Below are 22,490 nucleotides of genomic sequence, written 5' to 3' on the forward strand. Positions count from 1 at the left end.
GTACTCATAGGTAATCCTCACGTGTTAAAGACAGGCTGTGATCAACCGAAGGTGAACGCATACGCCTGTACGCCGGGGTCAAGAAATTCAATAGAGAAAAGGTGATCGGTCACTGGACCGTTTTGCCGCACTAACTGATAGAGCCGTTGCGCAGTCACCGTGCCGCTACCGTCGGCGGCAATGTCGGTGCCGTGATTGTCGCCCGGTGCTGCGCCATCGACGCTGACCCGAAAGCGCACCGGTTTGCCGTCTGCGCCAGGTCCGAGAACTAAGTGCAAGTCCCGCGCATGAAAGCGATAGACGATGCGTCCAGGTGCTTTTTCGAGCACGACTTGCTCGGGTTTTGCCGTCCAGTTACCCATCAGCCCCCACTGGTTGAGGCTAGGCTGCACGGGTGCCGCGTAGGTATGCGCCGAGTCCATCACTTGCTCACTGGCCGAGGCGAAATTTTCAGTACGGTCATAACCGAGGTAGGTTTCAGGCGAATGCATTTGGGCATCGTCTGCGCTCTTCTGCACGCCTTGGGCGTCGGCCACCACCACATCGCTTGAGACGTTTTTCTGACCGGCTTCGTTCAACAGTTGCTGAATAACCTGTTCCGACTGCGCGTAATCGCCCTCGCCGAAATGGTGATAACGAATGTGCCCTTTGGCATCGACAAAGTAATGCGCGGGCCAGTATTGATTGTTAAATCCCTTCCAGATGGCGAAGTCGTTATCCAGCGCCACCGGGTAGTTGATGCCCAAATCGTGGACCGCTTTTTTAACGTTATTAAGGTCACGCTCGAAGGCAAACTCTGGTGCGTGTATCCCGATGACCACTAAGCCCTGGTCGTGGTATTTCTTCGCCCAGGCGTTGACGTAAGGCAGGCTGCGCAGGCAGTTGATGCAGGAATACGTCCAAAAATCGATGACTACCACTTTACCCTTCAGTTGTTCAGCGGTCAGTGGCGCAGAGTTCAGCCAGGCCACTGCGCCGGAGAGGTCAGGCAGCGTGCCCTCCACGGGTAACGACAGCGGCGTATTGGCGATGTTCTGCAGGCCGACGTTCATCATGCCGCCTTGTGTTTGGGGCAACAGCGATGAAGACGCGATCGGCGATGGCGACAGCGTATCTAACAACTTTTGTTCGATCCCAGCAGTTGCCACGGTTGAGACTTTGGTCAGCAAACCGGTGTCCAGACCCAAGGCAATGGCGGCTACGCCGCACAACATGGCCACTCCCAACCCTCGACGTAGCCATTCCCCTGCGCCCAACGAGCGTTTCATCGCGGTGAACAGCTTGCCGCCGATCAACAACGCCAATGCCAATGAGGTGGCCGCGCCTGCGGCATAGGCCAATAGCAGAAAGCTGGTGCCGACACTGGCACCGTGCAGCGCCGCTCCGGTCAAAACCAACCCGAGAATCGGACCGGCACACGGCGCCCATAACAGCCCCGTGGCAACTCCCAATACAAACGAGGATTTGACGCTGGATTTACCGGGCTCGGTTCGGGCCGAATTGGACAGCCGATCCCCCATGGACACCAGTGGGCGGGTAAGGCGATCAGCCAAATGCGGAAACAATAAGGTCACGCCGAAAAACGCCATCAGCGCGATTGCCAGCCAACGGCCGTACTGATTGGCCTGTACCACCCAGCCACCGCCGACAGCGGCCAAGGTGGCAACCAGCGCGAAGGTCAACGCCATGCCGCATAACAACGGCAAACCACTGCGACGAAACGGCTCACCGGAGCGGGCGAAAACGAACGGCAGTACCGGGAGAATGCAGGGGCTCAGGATCGTTAGTACCCCGCCCAGGTACGACAAAATGATCAGTAACATTGCTTCAATTCCTTATAAGAGGCCGTTCAATTGTCGCGAGCCATGGGCTGACTCAAGCCTGTCCCGGCGCGAAGGTCATTGCCACGCCGTTCATGCAATAACGCAGCCCCGTGGGTTCGGGGCCGTCATCGAACACGTGGCCCAAGTGACCGCCGCAGCGCTTGCAATGCACTTCGGTGCGCTCCACGCCAAACGAGGTGTCACGGTTTTCCACCACCGCACGGGCCAATGGCGAGGTGAAACTCGGCCAGCCGGTGTGGCTCTCAAATTTGGTGCTGGAAGAAAATGCCTCTAACTGACACCCGGCGCAGGCGAACCGACCTGTGCGGTGTTCATTGTTTAGCGGACTGCTACCAGGCCGTTCAGTGCCGCTGTTACGCAGTACGTCGTATTGAACCGGTGTCAGCCGTGCGTGCCACTCGGCGTCGCTATGGGTCACCTCAAACACCTCAGCGGCACGGGCCGTTGTTGCTGGCAGCGGCGACGCAGCGAAGGCACGTAAACCGAGTACACCGCTGGCGGCGAGGGCTACGCCGGCGCTGCCGTATAAAAGAAACCACCGTCTGGATTGCATAACGTTCACTTGGAGGGAGTGGGTGTGCTGCTATTCTTTGGCGCAGACGGTCCCCAAGTCTTCACGCAAAGTTAAATTAATTGTGAAGATTGGCCACGCTGCAATCTTGCACAATGGCCGTCCTGGCGCATGCCCCGTGCGCCGAGCCACTGACCCCCGAAGGCTGATAATGGATGTGCCCAAGCGCGTATTAATCGTCGAAGATGACCTGCACATTGCCGGCCTGCTGCGCCTGCATTTGCAGGACGAAGGCTATGCCGTGACCCATTGTGCCGACGGCAATGCCGGGTTGGCGCACCTGGAACAAGGCGGCTGGGATGCGCTGATCCTCGATTTGATGCTGCCTGGGGTAGACGGTTTAGAAATTTGTCGCCAAGCCCGGGCCATGGCGCGTTACACGCCGATCATTATTACCAGCGCCCGCTCTAGCGAAATGCACCGCGTGTTAGGACTTGAGCTAGGCGCCGATGATTACCTCGCCAAACCGTTTTCGATGCTGGAACTTGGCGCGCGGGTCAAAGCATTGTTGCGCCGAGTCGACGCGCTGGAAAAAAACCTGCGTACCGTCGCTGGCAAAATCGAGCTCAACGGCTTGGCCCTAGACCCGGTGACCCGCCAGGCAGAGGTTGATGGCAAATATATTGAACTCACGCCGCGTGAATTCGATTTGCTGTACTTCTTCGTCAAAAACCCCGGCAAAGTCTTCTCGCGCATGGACCTGCTCAATCAGGTATGGGGTTATAAGCACGACGGGTACGAGCACACGGTCAACACCCACATCAATCGCTTGCGTTCCAAAGTCGAGGTCGATCCGGCCGAACCGACACGCATCCTGACCGTGTGGGGCAAAGGCTATCGCTTCTCCCCGGACCGCGCGAGATTGGCGGGATGAACCTGACGCTGCTCCAGCGCTTATCGGTAGCGTTCGCCATCCTGTTGCTCGCCTGTTGCGGTGCATCGGCCTGGCTGCAAATTCGCGCCAACGACCTGCATGAAAAAGAAGTGGTGCAAGGCCTGTCCCTCGGCTTGGCGCAAACGATCGCCCGGGACAACAACATGATCGGCGCCAAGGCTGACGTGGTGCGTGGGCTGTTCAGCAAGCTGATGAACGTCAATCCTAGCGTCGAAGTGTATTTACTCGACAGCAGCGGACGTGTCACGGCTGATGACGCTCCGGCCGGACACCTCAAGCGTGATCACGTCGACCTCGCGCCGTTGCATCGGTTGTTGGCCGGTCAGCCTTTGCCGATTTTGGGCGACGACCCGCGCAGCCTGGATGGCGAAAAAGTCTTCAGCGTCGCCGCTTTGCACGTGGGTGATCAGGATCTCGGCTACATCTACGTGGTGCTATTGGGCGAGGCTCACGATCAATTGTCTGCTCAGGTAGCTGCCAGTTCGGTGTTGCGCACCACGTTATGGTCCATGGGTCTGGTCTCACTGTTAGGGCTTGTGGCCGGGTTGATGGCCTTCCGCTTGATCACTCGGCCGTTGCGCCGGTTGACCGACACCATGCGCGATTTCGACACTGAGGCAGAGCCGACCGTGCTACCAATGGTGGCTGTAACGGGCGTCAGTCGCCGGGATGAAATAGCGGTGTTGGAAGCCAGCTTTGTGCAAATGGCGACCCGAATCGCCGAGCAATGGCGGACGTTAGTGGAATTGGATCAGGACCGCCGCGAAGTGGTGGCGAACATTTCCCACGACCTGCGCACGCCCTTGGCTTCAATGCACGGCTACCTGGAAATGCTCTCGGTTAAAGGCGCAAGCCTCAGTGAAGTCGATCGGCAACGCTACTTGGCGGTGGCGCTGGCCCAGAGCAACAAAGTGCGGCAACTGGCGCAGGCACTGTTCGAACTAGCCCGCCTTGAACACGGCGGTGTACAGCCGGTGATCGAAGACTTCTCGCTGACGGATTTGATCCAAGACGTGTTCCAGAAATTCGAACTGATGGCCGAGGAAAAAAACTCGCGGCTAGTGGCAGTGTTGCCGCGTTCGTCGTCGATGGTTTCGGCAGACCTAGGCTTGATCGAACGTGTTCTGACTAACCTGATCGACAACGCCATTCGCCATACCCCATCCGGCGGCATCATTGAGGTCGAAGTCCGGCACGAAGCGGCGAACGTCATCGTCACGGTTAGCGATAGCGGCCCCGGTATTCCTGAAGAATTGCTTGAAAGCCTGTTCCGCCGACCGTTCAGCCAAACGGGTGATCGCCGTACGGGGGGCCTTGGCCTGTTAATCGTGCGGCGGATCCTGCAACTGCATGGGTGCGAGATACACCTGCTGTCAACACCGGGAAAGGGCGCATCGTTTTGCTTTGAATTGCCGGCAATGAGCAGTAAAACCGGGGTGTGAAGCCTGCACGGCGGCGTTGGGGCCTTCGCAGGCAAGCCTGCTCCCACAGGGAAGCTGCTTACACAACTAGCAGCAACTGTTAAAACTGTGGGGGTTGGCTTGCCAACGAAGGGGCCGGCACAGACGGCTTACCCTCCACAGCAACCTGCGGCATCAACGTGGCGATCAACGCACGCACGGTCCCCGGCAATGCATCCAGCTCCCGCACCAGAATACTGCGCTCACGAATCGCCCAAGGTTCATCAAGCTCGATAATCGCCAGTTCCATCGTGCGACTGTGCCGAAGTGCCGCAGATTCAGGAATGATCCCGATCCCCACGCCCGCTTCAACCATCCGGCAAATTGCCTCAAAACTCGATACCTGTATCCGTAACGACAGGTTCTGTCCCAAACGCTCGACGTGATCGCGCAAGAAGCTCAGCAACGTGCTGCCTTCGTGCAGCCCAATGTGCTGGAACGCCAAGGTCTGTTTCAGCGTTACTGGCATTGGCCCAGCCAGTGCATGCCCTACGGCCACCACCAACACCAGCCGGTCTGTGCTGAAATGCATGATTTGCAGTCCAGCAGCCTCCACCGGCCCGGCAATAATTCCCATGTCGGTGCTGCCATCCAACACGCCCCGGACGATGTCTCGCGACAAGCGCTCCTGCAGATCAACCGTCACGCCGGGCCTTTTCGCCAGGAATCCTGCCAGCACCTCGGGGAGAAATTCAGTCACCGCCGTGGTGTTGGCAAAGATGCGAATGTGTCCAGCCGAGTCTGCCCCGTAACTGGTGAACTCCGACTTGAGGTAATCCACTTGGCGCATGATCAGTCGCGCATGTTTGAGAAAGCGTTGCCCGGCAGGCGTCAACTCAACACCACGGCTGTCGCGGTACAGCAGTCGGGTGTCAAATTGACTCTCTAACGCCTTGATGCGAGCGCTGGCCGCGGCCGGCGACAAAAACGCACGACGGGCGCCTTGGGTCAGGCTCGGTGACTCGCCAATGTGGATGAACAGGCGCAAGTCGGCCAAATCAAAGTGCATGGTCGTCTCCTGAAAAAGCGGCGGGCGTTCAGCATATATGAACGCCGGGTTACGCAAATGCAAATTCTCAGAATGCCCGGCACCTTGCATGATCCTTCCCAGAACAATAGCTGGCCCAAAAAAGAGGGAACCCGCATGAGTGCTGCAGATTTCACCGCGTGGCTTGGACGTACCGAAGAGGCCCAGGACCAGTTCAGCTGCAACCTGATCAAGCGTATTGCCGCCACCTTCGGTGAAGACGCACCTGTCCATGGCGCCGCGTTGCCGCCGCTGTGGCAGTGGTGCTTTTTCCAGGAACCGCTGGCTGAATCTCAGTTGGGCAGCGACGGTCATCCAGCGCGTGGTGGTTTCTTGCCCCCGGCCGACAACCGCAACCGGATGTGGGCTGGTGGCCGCATCGAGTTTTTCGAACCCTTGCGCGTGGGTGCCGATGCCCATCGCCTGTCGACCATCACCCACATTGAAGAAAAGATCGGCCGCACGGGTGCGTTGTTGTTTGTCACCGTGCGCCACGAATATTCCCAAGACCGTCGCCTGGCCATCCGCGAAGAACAAGACATCGTTTACCGTGAGCCTAACCCGCCGAAGCAGAGCAGCGGCCAGGCGCTGGATGAAGGCGACTGGCACGAAAGCATTGAGCCTACCCCAACCCTGCTGTTTCGCTATTCGGCCGTGACCTTCAACGGCCATCGGATCCATTACGACTACCCCTACGTCACCGGTACCGAAGGCTACGCGGGTCTGGTAGTTCACGGCCCGATGATCGCCACCCTGAGCTTGCGTGCATTTTGCCGAGCCAATCCGAATGCGCGTGTTCGGCACTTTTCCTATCGCGGCGTTCGGCCATTGATAGCGCCGCAACCGTTCAGCGTTGGCGGACGAATCCTTGAACCCGGCAAGGCGCAACTCTGGGCCGGCAATCACGCCGGTATCGCCCAGAGTGCAGAAGTGCTGTTCGACTAAATCCGCCGCGCCCATGAGATCAAGGCGTCCTTGCGGACCCCACGAGAGCCCAATGATGAACCCTAATAACAACGAAGAACTCAATGCCATCCGCGAAGGCGTGCGCGCTTTGTGTGCTGAATTTGATGCCGCTTACTGGCGCAAGATCGACGAAGAAAAAGGCTTTCCCGAAGCCTTCGTCAAAGCTCTGACCGATGCCGGTTGGTTGTCGGCGATGATCCCCGAGCAATACGGTGGTTCAGGCCTGGGCTTGGCCGAAGCCTCGGTGATCCTTGAAGAGGTTAACCGCTGCGGTGGTAACTCGGGCACGGTGCATGGCCAGATGTACAACATGTTCACCTTGCTGCGGCACGGCAGCGACGCACAAAAAAGTTACTACCTGCCGAAGCTGGCCAGCGGCGAGTTGCGCCTGCAATCCATGGCCGTGACCGAACCCAGCACCGGCACCGACACCACCAAGATCAAAACCACTGCGGTGAAACAGGGCGACAACTACCTGATCAACGGCCAGAAGGTCTGGATCTCCCGGGTTCAGCATTCCGACCTGATGATTCTGCTGGCGCGCACCACACCATTGGCCGAGGTGAAGAAAAAATCTGAAGGCATGTCGATCTTCCTGGTGGACCTGCGCAAGGCAATTGGCAACGGAATGACGGTTCAGCCTATTGCCAACATGGTCAATCACGAGACCAACGAGCTGTTTTTCGACAACCTGGAACTGCCCCTCGACAGCTTGATCGGTGAAGAAGGCAAAGGCTTTAAATACATCCTTGATGGTCTGAACGCCGAGCGCGCCTTGATCGCCGCCGAGTGCATCGGTGATGGCCGCTGGTTCATCGAAAAAGCCAGTGCCTATGCCCGTGATCGGGTGGTGTTTGGTCGGCCTATCGGGCAGAACCAAGGCGTGCAATTCCCCATTGCCGAAGCGCACATCGAGATTGAAGCGGCAGACCTGATGCGCTGGAGAGCCTGCGAGGAATACGACAGCGGCGTCAACGCCGGGGCCAGCGCCAACATGGCCAAATACCTCGCCGCCAAAGCTTCATGGGAAGCGGCCAACGCTTGCCTGCAAACCCACGGTGGTTTTGGTTTTGCCTGCGAGTACGACGTCGAGCGCAAGTTCCGCGAAACCCGGCTTTACCAAGTCGCGCCGATCTCCACCAACCTGATTCTTTCCTACGTCGCCGAGCATTTGCTCGAACTGCCGCGTAGCTTCTGAGGAACCGATCATGAGCCATACCCAAGCACTGGCCGGTTTCCTGGCTGAGCTGAAATATGATGACATTCCGGATGCGGTCCTCGGCCGTACCGAAGATTTTTTTCTTGATTGGATCGGCTCCGCGCTGGCCAGCCAGGGCTCCCATCCGATCCCGCTGTTTGAACGTTATGCCCAGCGTATGGGGCCGAGTGATGGTCCGGCAAAAATGCTGGTCAATGGCCGGGGCACCTCGGCCTATTTCGCTGCGTTGGTGAATGCGGCGTCCTCGCACCTGGTCGAGCAAGACGACCTGCACAACAGCTCTGTGTTACATCCGGCCACCGTGGTGTTCCCTGCGGTGTTGGCAGCGGCACAAGATTTGGGCAAGTCCGGTCGTGAGTTGCTGCTGGCCTCGGTGGCCGGTTACGAAGCCGGGATTCGTATCGGCGAGTTCATGGGCCGCTCGCACTACACCGTATTCCACACCACGGCGACTGTCGGCACCTTGGCGGCAGCGGTTGCCGTCGGCAAATTACTCGGCTTCGACAAAGAGCAATTTATCAACGTGCTGGGCAACGCGGGCACTCAGGCCGCTGGGCTGTGGGAGTTCCTGCGCGACGCTGCCGACTCCAAACAACTGCACACGGCCAAGGCCGCCGCCGATGGGTTGCTAGCGGCGTACATGACCCTCGACGGTCTGACCGGTGCGCGCAATATCCTCGAAGGGGACCAAGGCCTGGCGGCGGGAATGTCCAGTGACTCGGACCCGAGCAAGTTATCGGATCGTTTGGGCACTCGTTGGGCGTTGGCAGAAACCTCGTTCAAATTTCACGCGTCTTGCCGTCATACCCATCCGGCGGCGGATGCGTTGCTGCATTTGATGCAGCGCGACGGACTGCGTCACGAGCAGATCGCCAGCGTTAGAACCCTGGTGCATCAAGCCGCCATCGATGTGTTGGGCCGGGTCGTGGTGCCACAAACCGTGCATCAAGCCAAATTTTCCATGGGCGCGGTGCTGGCGTTGATCGCGGTCCACGGCAGTGCGCAGTTGATTGAGTTTCAGCAGTTGGCATTGACTGATCCCAACGTGGCGGCTTTTCGCGAAAAAGTCAGCATGGAGCTCGACAGCGAAGTGGACAGCGCCTATCCCGCCCGCTGGCTGGGCCGGGTCGTGGTCACCACCACCGACGGCCGCAGCTTGACGGCTGGCATCGACGAGCCAAAAGGCGATCCGGGCAACACGCTTTCGCGGCCGGAACTGGAAGACAAATTCCAGCGTCTGTTGGCCTTTTCCGGGGCGCGGACGGTGGAGCAGGGTAAGGCGCTGATCGAGAAAGTCTGGCAACTGCGCAGTGCCCAATCATTGAACAGCCTGATCTAACACGATCCTCTGTGGGAGCCAGCTTGTTGGCGAAGCGATGTTTTCGGCTCACGGGCCTCTCGCCAACAAGTCTGCTCCTACAGATTGGTGTCATCTGAGGAACAGAAACATGACCACCCAACACTCCCCGCGTCCCTTGGATGGCATCACCGTCATCAGCCTTGAACACGCGATTGCCGCCCCGTTCTGCACCCGTCAACTGGCCGATCTCGGCGCCAGGGTGGTGAAGATCGAACGCCCCGGCAGCGGTGATTTTGCCCGTGGCTACGATGAGCGGGTAAACGGCCTGGCCTCGCATTTTGTCTGGACCAACCGCTCTAAAGAAAGCCTGACCCTGGACCTGAAACAGGACGAAGCCGGCGATATTCTCATGGGTTTGCTCGGCAAGGCTGATGTGCTGGTGCAAAACCTGGCGCCGGGCGCAGCGGCGCGCATGGGCTTGTCGTTCGAAGCGCTGCATGAGCGTTTTCCACGGTTGATCGTGTGTGACATCTCTGGTTATGGCGAAGGCGGTCCGTATGAAAAGAAGAAGGCCTACGACCTGTTGATTCAGAGCGAAGGCGGTTTTCTGTCCGTCACCGGTGGGCCAGGCGAAGAGCAAATGGCCAAGGCCGGGTGCTCCATCGCCGATATCGCGGCTGGCATGTACGCCTACAGCGGGATTTTATCGGCGCTGATGCTGCGCGATAAGTCCGGCATTGGCAGTCGGATCGACGTCAGCATGCTGGAAAGTCTGGTGGAGTGGATGGGCTACCCGATGTATTACGCCTTCGACGGTGCCGCGCCACCCCCTCGGGCGGGCGCAGCTCACTCGACGATTTACCCTTACGGCCCGTTTCCCACCAAGGGCGGCGACACGGTCATGCTGGGTCTGCAGAACGAGCGCGAATGGGCGCTGTTTTGCGAGAAAGTCTTGCTGGATCCGGCGCTGGTCACTGACGAACGTTTCTCGGCGAATTTCAAACGCTCGGAAAACCGCGTGCAGTTGCGTCAGATCATCGTTGACGGCTTCTCCCAGTTGACCGCCGATGAAGTGGTGGCCCGTCTGGAAATTGCGCACATTGCCAGCGCTCGGGTCAACGACATGCAAGGCGTATGGGACCACCCGCAACTCAAGGCCCGCGACAGTTGGCGCGAAGTCGACAGCCCAGCCGGCAAACTGCCTGCGCTATTGCCGCCGGGGCGCAATAGCGCCTTCACTCCGCGCATGGATGCCGTGCCGGGGTTAGGTGAACATACCTTGGGGATATTGGCCGAACTGGGATTCTCCACCGAAGACCAAGCGCGATTACAGGCAAACGGCGTGATTTGAAGACAGCGAGCAGTTGTAGATCCTGGAACCTGGGTCGCTTGCAATGACGCTTTCGTTGGCAAGCCAACTCCCACAAGGATTTCGGCATGCATGAAATAGCAGGCATATCTGATCGCAGCCTTCGGCAGCTCCTACAGAAATGTGTGCAGCGCCAAAATCTGTGGGACCGAATTTATTCGGGAAGCGGTTGAAGGCGTTTTTTCTGACCTACCGCGTCGGGGCCTTTCGCGAATGAATTCGTTCCCACAGGGGACCGGGTTTGGCCTTTAGATTTTTGTGAATTGAATACTGAATAATAACGAGGAACCCCCCATGTCCGGCTCCACTATTCGCTCCGCGCTGTTCGTGCCCGGTAGCCGACCCGAGCGTTTTGCCAAGGCGTTGGCGGCGGGCGCCGATGCCGTGATCGTCGATTTTGAAGACGCGGTAGAAGAACCCCTCAAGCGCCAGGCCCGGGACAACCTCGCGGCGTTTCTGCACGCCACGCCCTCGGCATCGGTCTGGGTGCGGATCAACGCACCCGAGCACGCGCAACATGGCGCCGATATCCTGTTCTGCCAACAGCAAGCTGGCGTGGCCGGTGTACTGCTGCCTAAAGTCGAAAGCGCTGCTCAGGTCGCTGCCGTTGCCGCTGCGGGCAAACCCATTTGGCCGATCATCGAAAGTGCTCGCGGGCTTTTGGCACTGGCAGACATTGCCGCCGCTCTAGGGGTTCAGCGTTTGTCATTCGGTGCATTGGATTTGGCGCTCGACCTGAACTTGCACAGCGGCTCTCACGCGGCGCAGTTTGTCCTTGATCAGGCCCGCGTTGCCTTACTACTGCATTCGCGCAGTGCACATTTGTTGCCGCCACTGGACGGCGTACACCCCGCCATTAATGACCCGCAAGGCTTGCACGACTCCATTCGCCACGCCTACGAAATGGGTTTCGCTGGCGCTTTGTGCATTCACCCAAAACAAATCGCAGTGATCCATCAGGCATTGGCCCCGGATGCTCCAACTTTGGCTTGGGCCCAGCGGGTGGTCGACGCCAGCGCACACGGTGTTGGCGCGTTTCAAATCGATGGCCAAATGGTCGATGCGCCGGTGTTAGTGCGCGCCCAGCGATTACTAGCATTGGCGCTAAACCTCGAGCGTTAACCAAAACCGAATGCTGGCTTACGAAAATGCAGATTCCCTAAACGCGCGATTTTGTGCAGGGTGCTTATGCCGCTACCCACCGTCAAACCTACTGCTTCACCGTTTCTCAGAAGAATAATCACAACAATAAAAAGGTGAACTCGATGTTCAAGGTATCCCGGGCGCTGCTATGCGCCGCCGCAATGACCATGGCCAGCCTGACCCAGGCAGCCGACCCTATCGTCATCAAGTTTTCCCACGTCGTGGCGGAAAATACCCCCAAAGGGCAGGGCGCCTTGCTCTTCAAAAAGCTTGTCGAAGAACGTCTGGCGGGCAAAGTAAAAGTGGAGGTTTACCCCAACTCCTCGCTGTTTGGTGACGGCAAAGAAATGGAAGCGCTGTTGCTGGGTGACGTGCAAATGCTGGCGCCGTCCTTGGCCAAGTTCGAGCAGTACACCAAAAAAACCCAAGTCTTTGATCTGCCATTCCTGTTCAACGATCTGGCCGCTGTCGACCGTTTTCAACACGGTCCTCAAGGTGTCGCCTTGCTCAGCTCAATGGACGACAAAGGTATTCACGGCCTGGCGTATTGGCACAACGGCTTGAAGCAACTGTCTGCCAACAAACCGCTGCATGATCCTAAAGATGCCCGTGGTTTGAAGTTCCGGGTACAGGCCTCCAGCGTACTGGAAGCACAGTTCGTCGCACTGCACGCCAACCCGCGCAAAATGGGTTTCAACGAAGTCTATCAGGGCTTGCAGACCGGCACGGTCAACGGTACCGAGAACACTTGGTCGAACTATGAAAGCCAGAAGGTCAATGAAGTGCAGAAGTACTTCACTGAATCCAACCACGGCTTGATCGACTACATGGTGATCACCAATGCCAAATTCTGGAGCGGGCTGCCACCTGACATTCGTACCGAGTTGGAAAAAATCATGGCTGAGGTCACCGTGGAGGTGAACAAGCAGGCCGAAGCGCTGAATCAGACTGCCAAGCAGAAAATTATCGACACCCACACCAGCGAAATTATCCAACTGACCCCCGAGCAGCGGACGGCCTGGCGCGAAGCCATGCGCCCGGTGTGGGACAAGTTCTCGGCACAAATCGGCCCGGATTTGATCAAGGCTGCCGACGATTCCAACAAAGCGCCATAAGCCTTATCAGGCAGTGATGTCTGCGCAGCCGCTCTAATAAGTGGCTGCCTTCTCTACGTTCGGAGCACTTTTATGCAATCACTGATGCGACTCTGGGAGCACCTGGAGGAAGCCTTCATCGCCTTCCTGCTGGCCGCCATGACGCTGGTGACATTCGTCTACGTGATGCTCAACAACGTCTACACGCTTTTTTATGCCTTGAGCGACAAGTGGGCGTTCAGCCGCGATTTTTTCGCTAACGCCGGTGATCACATGATGGGTTACGCCCAGGACATGACCTGGAGCGTGGCGCTGACCAAAGCGATGTTTGGCTGGTTGATTTTCTTTGGCATGTCCTATGGCGTGCGCACCGCCGGGCATTTGGGCTTAGACGCATTGGTCAAACTGACCCCGCACCGGGTTCAACGCTGGCTGGCAATGATTGCCTGCTTGTGCTGCCTGGCTTATGCCGGTTTGTTCGTGGTGGCCAGTTTCAAATGGTTGAACGCGTTGTTTATCGCCAGTATCGGTGCCGAAGACCTTGATCAATTCGGGGTCACGCTGTCCGATATTGCGGTCATCGTGCCCATCGGTTTTGCCATGGTAGTGATTCGCTATCTGGAAATATTTTGGCGTCTGTTTACCCATCGCCAAATCGGTCTTGGACTCGCAGATGAGGCCGCAGAAGCCAGCAAGCTGGCCAGTCCTGACTCGGAGCAACACTGATGACGGTTCTTTGTCTGTTCCTGCTGCTGTTCGTATTCATGTTTCTCGGCGTACCCATTGCTATTTCGTTGGGTTTGTCCGGCGCACTGTCGATCCTGCTGTTCAGCCCGGACTCCTTGAGTTCACTGGCGATCAAGCTGTTCGAAACGTCTGACGCCTACACGCTTTTGGCTATTCCATTCTTTCTGCTTTCCGGTGCGTTCATGACCACCGGCGGTGTGGCACAACGGCTGATCGATTTCGCCAACGCCTGTGTCGGGCACATTCGTGGCGGTCTGGCGATTGCTGCTGTGCTGGCGTGCATGTTGTTCGCCGCGTTGTCCGGTTCTTCGCCAGCCACCGTGGCAGCGGTCGGCTCCATCGCCGTTGCGGGTATGGTCCGGTCCGGGTACCCGAAAGCGTTCGGCGCCGGGATTATTTGCAACGCCGGTACCTTGGGCATTCTGATCCCGCCCTCAATTGTGATGGTGGTCTACGCGTCTGCCACCCAAACCTCGGTCGGCAAGCTGTTCATCGCTGGTATTGTCCCCGGCATCCTCCTCGGCCTGGCGTTGATAGTGGTGATTTACATCGTCGCCCGGGTCAAGAAATTGCCGGCCCAGCCACGGGTAACCTTCCGTGAATGGCTGCGCACTGCGCGACGGGCGTTCTGGGGATTGCTGTTGCTGGTGATCATCCTGGGTGGTATCTACAGCGGCATGTTCACCCCCACCGAAGCGGCCGCGGTGGCAGCGGTGTATTCGGCGTTCGTCTCGTTGTTTATTTACAAAGACATGAAAATCCGCGACTGCCCACGCGTCCTGGTTGAATCAGGGCGGCTGACGCTGATGCTGATGTTTATCATCGCCAACGCCATGCTCTTCGCCCACGTACTGACCACCGAACAGATACCCCAGCAAATCACCAACTGGGTGGTTTCCGAAGGTCTGACGCCGGTTGGCTTCCTGATCATGGTCAACATCGTGCTGCTGGTGGCCGGCAGCTTCATGGAACCATCCGCCATCGTGCTGATCCTCGCGCCGATCTTCTTCCCCATCGCCATGAAGCTCGGCATCGACCCCGTTCACCTCGGCATCGTCATGGTGGTGAACATGGAGATCGGTTTAGTCCACCCGCCCGTGGGGCTCAACCTGTTCGTGACCTCGGCGGTGACTGGCCTGACCCTGGGCGAAACCATTCGCGCGGCGTTGCCATGGTTGACGATCTTGTTGGCGTTCCTGGTGCTGGTGACCTACGTGCCGTTTATATCGCTGGCGTTGCCGAATTGGTTGGGGATGCCTTGATGACGCAGGGGGCTTGGCAAGGTTGAAGTGGACGGAGAGCTTCTGCGAGTACGCCTGATACCCAAAGGCCGCCTCTGTGATCAGCAGAGGCGGCCTTTTTGGTTCAGCCTGACATCACATCAGTGCATGAAAAGCGCAATCAAAATAATGATTGGGATAGGTACCCCGAGAAACAAAAGAAGTAGTGAACGCATGGTGATTCTCCTTGGCTAAAAATTATGGTCAAAGTCGACTTAACGAACCGGTGGCATGTTAGTGGCGGAAGTGTAAGTTTCCCGACCCGAGGTTGAGGAGTCGTTCAGGTACACAACAGCGTCCCGGCGGCGACCGCCCATAGTCGCAGCGTAGCTGGCGAAGAAGGCACCGCAGAGCAGCGCGACAAACATCCACAGCGAGGTCCAGGCAGCAACTTTGGCGGCCGTGTCAGCTGCATTTTTTGCCGTGGTTTTTGCATCTTCTACCGCTTGACGTGCTTGACCGTAAACGTGATCAACCCGTGCCTGTGCATCGGCTTGGCTCAGATTCGTACGCTGCGCAACCAGGTGCGCCAGGTACGTGCGGTCATCGGCGCTCAATTGACCGTCTTTGCTATTTAAGGTTTTAGCAAAAATGCGTAACACAACACTGTGTGCGGCATCATCACTGACTGACGCGGCACGATCATCGCGAAACAGAGCGTCTATAAAGTAGCTCGAGTTGTCGCCGCTATTACTGGCCGCACTGCCTGCTGCTTGAGTAGCTACACCTGCAACGCCCGACACTGCACTTGCCCCAGCCTGCACGCCACCACCGACAATACTGCCGACGGAACTTGCAATTAACGTAGCCGCTACCAAAGTTGCCACTGCCCAAGCCAGAAAGCCATGAGCGGTGTCGCGAAAATATACCTCGTCACCGTGCATATTTGCCCACTTGACCCTTAGACGTCCGGCGATATATCCACCCATTCCCGATGCGATGATTTGAGTGATTGCCAGCCAAATAATCGTTGATATGCCGATCCCTTTGGCGCTCATCCCGCTATCTGACCAAGGCGATACTGCCGAAAAGCCAAGGCCAAATCCTAAGATGACAAGAATCAACGAGAGCGCCGCAGCACCCGCCGCACCGGCGAAGATGGCGCCCCACGACACCCCTGAAACGCTTGCCGACTCATGCGAGCCTGATCCGAAATTACCTGAAGATGAGGTCATTGTTGTCTCTTCCATGTATGAATAAGATTGTTACAACTTTCTAAAAGCAGAAATGCAGTCGTCGTGCCAGCTTGCAACATAAAAATAAATTTATATTATTCAAGCACTTATATTTATAAAAAATATTTTAGGTCATGCAATTTGCAATGAAAGGGAAATTTTTGCGGGCGATATGCATTGTTGAACATTTCTGCCATTTTGGACGGGCACGGTTTTTGACAGCGCTGTTTTGAATTCTTAGCGCTCAAGCCTGTCGGATTCTAGGTAATTCACCTGCATTTACCCAAAAGCGGTCGTGGAGGGTTCGAAGCGGTTCCTAACCACGGGTTCGCGATCTATCGCATCTGATTTACGTTAGCATTCGCTCCTGTTCTTCAAGAGGTTTCCTGCCCATGTTTCTTCATCGTCCCCTAGAAGAAAAAGACATCGCGGTAATCTGCGGTTTTCCGCAGAGTACTGACGAGTTGTTTTATATGTTTCCCAAAGCACGCTATCCGCTAACGCCCGCGCAGCTAAGGGATGCTATCGAAAGTCGCTCGGACTCGACGGTCATTGAGATGGATGATCAGGTGGTCGGCTTCGCCAATTTGTCACGTTGGGAGTTCCGGGGACGATGTTCATTAGGCAACGTGATTATTGCGCCGGGCAATCGATCCCGTGGCGTGGGCAGGTATTTGATCGGCTGCATGATGGACATTGCGTTTGATAAACATGAAGCGCGAGAATTGACGGCGTCGTGCTTCAACCACAATGTGCCGGGTTTGTTGTTTTATCCTAAGCTGGGTTTTCGACCGTTTTCCATCGAAGAGCGGGTGGACACACATGGCGCGCGGGTAGCGTTGATTAACCTGCGGGTTGAAAAGCCGGAATGGGCGCCTGAGTAACGCTCGCCAGACTAGACTGAGGGGAAGTGGGAAGAGCGACGTGCTTTCCACCTCCACTAAAAAAACATCCAATAAGATTGAATCTTTATCGGCTGTGTTCTAAACGATGGATGAAACGTTTCTTCTATACGTTTTGTAAATGAAAGGTATAACTTTAATAAAGAAGCTGCCTCCTATGCTCATTGCATCTGTAAAGAGGTGCGGTATAAAGTTTGAATTCGTTCATTAATAAGGCGCCGACTAATTGGCGGCGTTTAGATGTGATCGCAGAAATTATAATTTGAGCGCAGCGGGTGAGTGCTATTAACTGTCTCGTTTGAGGAGGGTGTGATGATTGCATACAGGCTATCCACGTTGGAGTTGCGTGGCATTATTGAACGCGCCTTTTTACCGTTACGCTGCATTTGCACTGTGGCACCCGATTATTCAATGACAGTTCAGATATCCGATGCTGACTCCGAACGAGTGGATTTATGTGTTACTGGTATCTCATTGAATAGACTTAATACCAGCAGGGACATATCTGATCTCGTAGCTGAATTGCGTTATGACTTGGCTAATAATGTCGGACTTCGGGGCGAGGTCCATGCGAAAGCGGGGTAGCGCGCTAATATGTTGAGGCCGATTTGAGTTGTACGACCGCGCTTAAAATGTATAGTTTCGTGTATAGGCGTTAGATGAGTTCCTAAGATCATTTGGTAAACGTTTGGTGCGTGGTGCTTAAACTGCATCTAGCAGCCACTCCCTTAGTGCTCGTATTTTTGGCAACTGCGCCCGTGCTGCTGGGTAAATCAGGTAATAGCCTATGCCCTGATTAAGCTCCGTTTCAAACGGCGCCACTAACACCCCGTCTTTCAAACTCTCTCGCACCAGATTCAGGTCGCCCAAGGCAACACCTTGTCCACGGGTTGCCGCCGATAATGCAAGGTCCAGGGTGTCGAATGTCTGGCCGCGATGGGAGGCGATGCTGCCGACCCCGGCAGCTTCCAGCCAGCGGCTCCAGCCGTTTGCCGGTATGCAATGCAGCAGCGGCATCGACTTCAAGTCCGCCGGTTGCGTCAGGCGCTTGGCCATCTCCGGCGAGCACACCGGGGTGAGTCGCTCCGCCATCAACGCAATGGCCTCGACCCCTTTCCAATCGCCACGCCCGTGAATAATCGCAGCATCAATGTCGCTGTCCTCGAAACGAGGCTCCCAGGCGTCGTAGGTAGTCACCCGCACGTCTACGTCGGGCATTAACAGGCGCAGGCTGGGCAGCAATGGCAAAAACCAGCGGGTGGCCAAAGTCGGCGGCATGCGCAGGGTCAATACTTGGCTCGAGGTGCGCAAGCTGTTGCACATGTTAGTCAGGCGCGCGAAAGCGTCATCCACCACAGGCAGCAATGCCTCCGCTTCCGGCGTCATCCGCAGGCCGGTTTTGTGGCGGATAAACAAGATCACCCCTAGGTGCTCCTCCAGCTGTTGTATCTGCCGACTGACCGCGCTTTGGGTGACAAATAACTCCTTGGCTGCACGGCTAAACGTACCGTAACGCGCCGCTGCTGCGAACACTTCCAAGCCGCGCAACGGTGGCAATCGCAGTTGAAAATTAGGCTTGTCCGTTGCATGAGCTAAAAGCATGGATTGCATGAGAATTCACCGCATTTACTACTTAGTACAGTGAGCTTAACGTACTTTGTCCCCGCTTCAATAAAAGCCTCTCACGCATGGATCTGCTTAGGCTGACGAGGTGGTCGTGGCGACGAACCTTGAATTCATTGGGAGTAGCTGTATGAAGCGCGTAATCCTCGATCAGTCGTTGGTTTGGACACAGGTTGTAGAGGTGGCAAAGGAGGAGGCGCTTCTGGAGTTGTCTTTACCGGCCAAAGCACGGATCGAGGCGGCAAACGCCATAGTGCGCACGGTGGTAGAGAAGAATATCCGCGCTTATGGGGTAAATACCGGGGTCGGGGCGTTGTCCAACACGGTGGTTGCGCCCGCGCAGCAAAGCGCCTTGTCACGTAATATCTTGATGAGCCATGCGGTGGGCTTGGGTACACCGTTATCGGTAAGTGAGACCCGAGCAATCATGGTGTGCGCTATCAATAATTTCGCCCACGGTTATTCCGGGTTGCGTCTACAACTGGTGGAGCGCCTTGTTGCGCTGCTCAATGCCCGATGTACCCCGCTAGTACCGCATCAGGGATCGGTGGGTTATATCAGTCACATGGCGCACATTGGCTTGGTGATGATTGGCCGCGGTGACTGCCGCCTTGGTAATGAACGTTTAACTGCCGGCGCTGCGTTACATCGACTCGGATTGGAACCGTTTGTACTGGAAGCCAAGGAAGGGTTGTGCCTGGTCAACGGCTCGCCTTGTGTGACCGGCCTTGGGTGCCTGCTGTTGGAGCGCTCCGGGCACTTAATGGACTGGGCAGATTGCATTTCAGCCATGAGTTTTGAAACCCAACGCTGCCAAATTAGGGCAATGCATCCGGCACCCATGGCGCTGCGAGCGTCGCCGGGGCAGAAATACGTGGCCCAGCGTTTGAACCATTGGCTTGAAGATTCGCAAATTCTGGCAGCGGCTGCCGGCCGACAAACCCAAGATGCCTTGAGCTTGCGCAGTATTCCCCATGTTCACGGCGCGGTTCGCGATGTCCTTGATCAAGTTGCGGTGGTAATTGATCAGGAGCTGGCGAGTGTTACCGATAACCCGGTGGTGTGTGGCACTCCCCAAGCACCGGAAATTTACTCTCAAGCCCATGCGGTCAGCGCGGGCATCGGTTTGGCCATGGATCAACTCGGCATCGCCATGGCGCAATTGGGCTCAATCTCAGAACGCAGAATTGATCGTATGGTCAACCCGCTGATCAACCACCTACCGGCTTTTTTGGCGGGGGAGAGTGGCGTTGAGTCGGGGTTTATGATTGCCCAATACACCGCTGTTTCGTTGGTGGCGCATAACCGACGTCTAGCAACACCCGCCAGTCTTGACGGCGGGGTGACTTCCGGTTTGCAGGAAGACATCCTCTGTCACGCAACCCCCGCTGCCCTTAAAGCGCAATTGATACTCGATAATCTCGAAAATGTGTTCGCCATCGAGCTGCTGGCCGCTAGCCAAAGTTACGACCTATTGAACAGTGCACTGCACCCCGCACCGCGAACTGCGGCGCTTTACCAAGCGCTACGGCAGGAGATCGCCGTATACGCCGATGACCGGCCCTTGGGAGAGGACATAGCCCGCGCCGCTTCATTTATTCGCTGCAGCAATCCTGAGCGAGTTGTTATTTCGACGAGGAATGAACTGAAGTGCGGTTAAGCAGTGGGTGGTATTAAAGTTGAATGGCTCCCATGGGGAGCCTGTTACCGCTGCATATTAAAGTTCTCGTTAGTGACGATGGGTGACAGCCTCATTCGCCGGCACGAAGGGGCGCTAGTGTCAAAATCGATTATTAAAATTAAACTTGTATTGGTTGAGCGTTTAATTGTCGGCGTCAAAAAAATTACATGATAATTATCAAAGTCTTAGTACTCTTAAACCTACAATTTTACGTATTACCGTAAATTTGACACTTTTCATGAACTTTGAAATTATCAATCTATCGCTGGTAAAGGGCACTGGGGATATCCAAGCCGCATTGCTTTTCCTTGTTTTGAGGGAAGGAAACGGTTTTGCAGGGGGCCCTTCGTGCGAGTAGATGGTTGCGCTAACGGTGTAATGGCGCAGTTAGGTTTAACGTCGCTGATTTAACTTCATTAACTTTTTTGGGATAGCCCGGCGGTAGCCATGCTCGGCATTATTCCATCCCCCTCATGTTTGTTCTCGTTGACGTTGCTCGCAGCCGTCCACGTTATAACTTTCGTCCGACTTCGAATGGCCTTCCGGCAGTCCTTTGCTGTGAATCAACGCGTGTCGTCGATAAAAACTAGAACCGACAGTCCTTTTCAAATGCGGAGCACGACATCATGTTTGGAAACCAACTGGAAACTGTTTGCGGTTGTGTAGTAGGGGGTGCCGGCCCCGCAGGCATGGGGTTGATTTTTAATGCGTTGAAAAGTGGCAGTCTGCCGGAGTTGGTTCGGCAAGGTTTGATAATCGTCGATGCTAGTCCACTTCCAGGAATTGGCCGGCTAGGGGATTATCAGATTACGGCTAACTCAGTCGGCGACGTATTTCTCGATTGCCTGCGTGACCCTTCTCTACGGGATATTTTCGAGCCGCTGGAACGCAGTCCAGCGTATTGGCGTATTCGCAATCAAGCGTTTGTTGCCCCGTTATTGTCAGAAGTCGGTGAGTTGCTCGCCGAAGCGTCGAAGTTAGTGCTAGACCACCTGGTCGAACATTTCGCCGTAGAAGTCTGGAGCAGTACGACGATTACCGAAGTCGTCAGCAGCGCCGATGAGTATCAGGTATGGGTTGAGCATAACGGGCGCTCCCAAGTGATTCGCTGCCGCTCCTTGGTACTTAACCTGGGGGGGCATCAGGATCCTCAGCATTTGCTGAATGCATTGGCTGATCAGGGCCTGGCATTGCCGCCCGCCTCCAGTGTGCAAAGCGCTGACACGTTGTTGCGCATGAGTTCGCATGATTTACGTGCTCTTTTTGCTCCGACGATTGCCAAGGGCGGACGCCTCACGGTGGTGGGCGGTTCACACAGCGCCTTCTCAATCCTCGAAAACCTCGCCAAGGCCCTGCAAAGCGTGGGTCTTGAAGAGTTGACGCTGGTGCATCGGTCGCAGATTCGGCTGTTCTATGAAAGTGTTGAGCAGGCACTGGCTAGCGGTTATGTGTTCGATCCGGTGAATGATGTTTGCCCTATATCGGGCCGAGTGAATCGCTCTGGCGGCTTGCGGTACGGCGCATTGGAGGTTGGTCGAAATATTCTTCAAAACGGCCGAATCAGCCCAAATGGTGTGCGTGTTCGTTTGTTGCAATCAGGTCCAGGCTTGGGACAACAGTACGAACTCGCCAGTCAGGCGTTAGCGGAATCGAGTGTCGTGGTGCAATGCACCGGCTACCAACCCCGGCTTCCTGCGTTGAAATATGCCGATGGCAGTCCGATTCAATTGCGTGAGGTAAAAGGAGGGCTGGATTCAGACCCGTCCGGCTGCCCACTGGACGCCAATGGTCAGCGCTTATACGGCTTGCATCTTTTTGGGCTCGGTTCGGGCTTGGGTGTCGATCCACGCTTGGGCAGCGAGCCGTCGTTCGATGGGCGGATTTATGGGGTCTGGCAGTTTCATAACGATGCTAGCCGCGTCGCAATCGGGTCGGTCTCGGCCCGGCTCAGCGTACCCGTTGCACAGATGGTGGTGTCTGATCGCCGGCGCCAAGCACGTCAAGAGGATGATGGGCCGTTTTTCTGGCCCAGTATGGTCTCCGCGAAGTTCTAAGACGCATCAGCCCGATAGCTGATTAATCCCGAGTAGCACACGCTGTTCGGGATTTTTTTGGCCTTTGTTTTTGATGGCTTTCTAATAGATGATGATGATAATTTAATATAGAAGGGTGGGTCTGTATCCTCTATTCTCGG

General features: G+C 56.3%; 19 protein-coding genes. 14 read left to right on the plus strand and 5 right to left on the minus strand.

The annotated features are described in order from the left end of the window. Window positions 1-41: 41 nt before the first annotated feature. Both QN378_RS14915 and msrB read right to left on the minus strand, forming a co-directional pair. On the minus strand, window positions 42-1,823 hold the full coding sequence (locus QN378_RS14915) for a cytochrome c biogenesis protein DipZ (RefSeq protein ID WP_322204495.1): 1,782 nt from the start codon (window positions 1,821-1,823) through the stop codon (window positions 42-44). 52 nt (window positions 1,824-1,875) lie between these two features. Next, window positions 1,876-2,397 carry a peptide-methionine (R)-S-oxide reductase MsrB gene (msrB, locus tag QN378_RS14920; RefSeq protein ID WP_322204493.1) on the minus strand — a complete coding sequence of 174 codons (522 nt, stop codon included), beginning with the start codon at window positions 2,395-2,397 and terminating at the stop codon, window positions 1,876-1,878. A 169-nt stretch (window positions 2,398-2,566) separates the two neighbouring features. Between msrB and QN378_RS14925 the strand changes: the two genes are divergently transcribed. Together QN378_RS14925 and QN378_RS14930 are read left to right on the plus strand one after the other, a co-directional pair. After that, window positions 2,567-3,289: a response regulator transcription factor gene (locus QN378_RS14925; RefSeq protein WP_322204491.1), complete on the plus strand. Its 723-nt coding sequence runs from the start codon at window positions 2,567-2,569 to the stop codon at window positions 3,287-3,289. Continuing rightward, window positions 3,286-4,752: a HAMP domain-containing sensor histidine kinase gene (locus QN378_RS14930; RefSeq protein WP_322204489.1), complete on the plus strand. Its 1,467-nt coding sequence runs from the start codon at window positions 3,286-3,288 to the stop codon at window positions 4,750-4,752. The genes QN378_RS14925 and QN378_RS14930 overlap by 4 nt, the downstream gene beginning before the upstream one ends. A 79-nt stretch (window positions 4,753-4,831) precedes the next feature. On the opposite strand, the gene QN378_RS14935 is transcribed toward QN378_RS14930, so the two are convergent. Beyond that, window positions 4,832-5,779 carry a LysR family transcriptional regulator gene (locus tag QN378_RS14935; protein WP_322204487.1) on the minus strand — a complete coding sequence of 316 codons (948 nt, stop codon included), beginning with the start codon at window positions 5,777-5,779 and terminating at the stop codon, window positions 4,832-4,834. 135 nt (window positions 5,780-5,914) lie between these two features. On the opposite strand from QN378_RS14935, the gene QN378_RS14940 reads away from it, so the two are divergent. The 8 genes from QN378_RS14940 to dctM all read left to right on the plus strand — a co-directional run bounded on the left by QN378_RS14940 (window position 5,915) and on the right by dctM (window position 14,897). Continuing rightward, the gene (locus tag QN378_RS14940; protein ID WP_323549816.1) at window positions 5,915-6,742 is read left to right on the plus strand and encodes an FAS1-like dehydratase domain-containing protein; all 828 of its coding nucleotides are present in this window, start codon (window positions 5,915-5,917) and stop codon (window positions 6,740-6,742) included. A gap of 55 nt (window positions 6,743-6,797) precedes the next feature. Next, complete coding sequence (locus QN378_RS14945; protein ID WP_322204483.1) at window positions 6,798-7,961, plus strand: acyl-CoA dehydrogenase family protein; 1,164 nt, start codon at window positions 6,798-6,800, stop codon at window positions 7,959-7,961. A 10-nt stretch (window positions 7,962-7,971) separates the two neighbouring features. Beyond that, window positions 7,972-9,321 carry an MmgE/PrpD family protein gene (locus tag QN378_RS14950; protein ID WP_322204481.1) on the plus strand — a complete coding sequence of 450 codons (1,350 nt, stop codon included), beginning with the start codon at window positions 7,972-7,974 and terminating at the stop codon, window positions 9,319-9,321. Between the two features lie 109 nt (window positions 9,322-9,430). Beyond that, window positions 9,431-10,633, plus strand: coding sequence for a CaiB/BaiF CoA-transferase family protein (locus tag QN378_RS14955; protein ID WP_322204479.1), 1,203 nt, complete (start codon window positions 9,431-9,433; stop codon window positions 10,631-10,633). 312 nt (window positions 10,634-10,945) lie between these two features. After that, window positions 10,946-11,773 carry a CoA ester lyase gene (locus QN378_RS14960; RefSeq protein WP_323549814.1) on the plus strand — a complete coding sequence of 276 codons (828 nt, stop codon included), beginning with the start codon at window positions 10,946-10,948 and terminating at the stop codon, window positions 11,771-11,773. A 143-nt stretch (window positions 11,774-11,916) separates the two neighbouring features. Then, on the plus strand, window positions 11,917-12,909 hold the full coding sequence (locus QN378_RS14965) for a TRAP transporter substrate-binding protein (RefSeq protein ID WP_322204475.1): 993 nt from the start codon (window positions 11,917-11,919) through the stop codon (window positions 12,907-12,909). 72 nt (window positions 12,910-12,981) lie between these two features. Beyond that, entirely contained in the window at window positions 12,982-13,614 is a 633-nt protein-coding gene (locus QN378_RS14970; protein WP_323549812.1) for a TRAP transporter small permease, read from the plus strand. Continuing rightward, a complete protein-coding gene (gene dctM, locus QN378_RS14975) occupies window positions 13,614-14,897 on the plus strand; it encodes a C4-dicarboxylate TRAP transporter large permease protein DctM (RefSeq protein WP_322204471.1) in 1,284 nt (427 codons plus the stop codon). The genes QN378_RS14970 and dctM overlap by 1 nt, the downstream gene beginning before the upstream one ends. A gap of 233 nt (window positions 14,898-15,130) precedes the next feature. Here dctM and QN378_RS14980 read toward each other — a convergent pair whose 3' ends face one another. Continuing rightward, window positions 15,131-16,090, minus strand: coding sequence for a hypothetical protein (locus QN378_RS14980; protein WP_323549809.1), 960 nt, complete (start codon window positions 16,088-16,090; stop codon window positions 15,131-15,133). A gap of 392 nt (window positions 16,091-16,482) precedes the next feature. On the opposite strand from QN378_RS14980, the gene QN378_RS14985 reads away from it, so the two are divergent. Beyond that, the gene (locus QN378_RS14985) at window positions 16,483-16,974 is read left to right on the plus strand and encodes a GNAT family N-acetyltransferase (protein WP_322204467.1); all 492 of its coding nucleotides are present in this window, start codon (window positions 16,483-16,485) and stop codon (window positions 16,972-16,974) included. 330 nt (window positions 16,975-17,304) lie between these two features. Next, window positions 17,305-17,577, plus strand: coding sequence for a DUF1652 domain-containing protein (locus QN378_RS14990; protein WP_322204465.1), 273 nt, complete (start codon window positions 17,305-17,307; stop codon window positions 17,575-17,577). A 117-nt stretch (window positions 17,578-17,694) separates the two neighbouring features. Here QN378_RS14990 and QN378_RS14995 read toward each other — a convergent pair whose 3' ends face one another. Beyond that, window positions 17,695-18,603: a LysR substrate-binding domain-containing protein gene (locus QN378_RS14995; RefSeq protein WP_323549805.1), complete on the minus strand. Its 909-nt coding sequence runs from the start codon at window positions 18,601-18,603 to the stop codon at window positions 17,695-17,697. Window positions 18,604-18,745: 142 nt separating this feature from the next. Between QN378_RS14995 and QN378_RS15000 the strand changes: the two genes are divergently transcribed. Beyond that, window positions 18,746-20,275 carry a histidine ammonia-lyase gene (locus QN378_RS15000; protein WP_323549803.1) on the plus strand — a complete coding sequence of 510 codons (1,530 nt, stop codon included), beginning with the start codon at window positions 18,746-18,748 and terminating at the stop codon, window positions 20,273-20,275. A 647-nt stretch (window positions 20,276-20,922) separates the two neighbouring features. After that, window positions 20,923-22,350: a pyridine nucleotide-disulfide oxidoreductase gene (locus QN378_RS15005; protein ID WP_322204458.1), complete on the plus strand. Its 1,428-nt coding sequence runs from the start codon at window positions 20,923-20,925 to the stop codon at window positions 22,348-22,350. The last annotated feature ends 140 nt before the right edge of the window (window positions 22,351-22,490 follow it).

Source organism: Pseudomonas sp. 10S5, assembly GCF_035019745.1.
In the GTDB taxonomy this organism is placed as follows: Bacteria; Pseudomonadota; Gammaproteobacteria; order Pseudomonadales; family Pseudomonadaceae; genus Aquipseudomonas.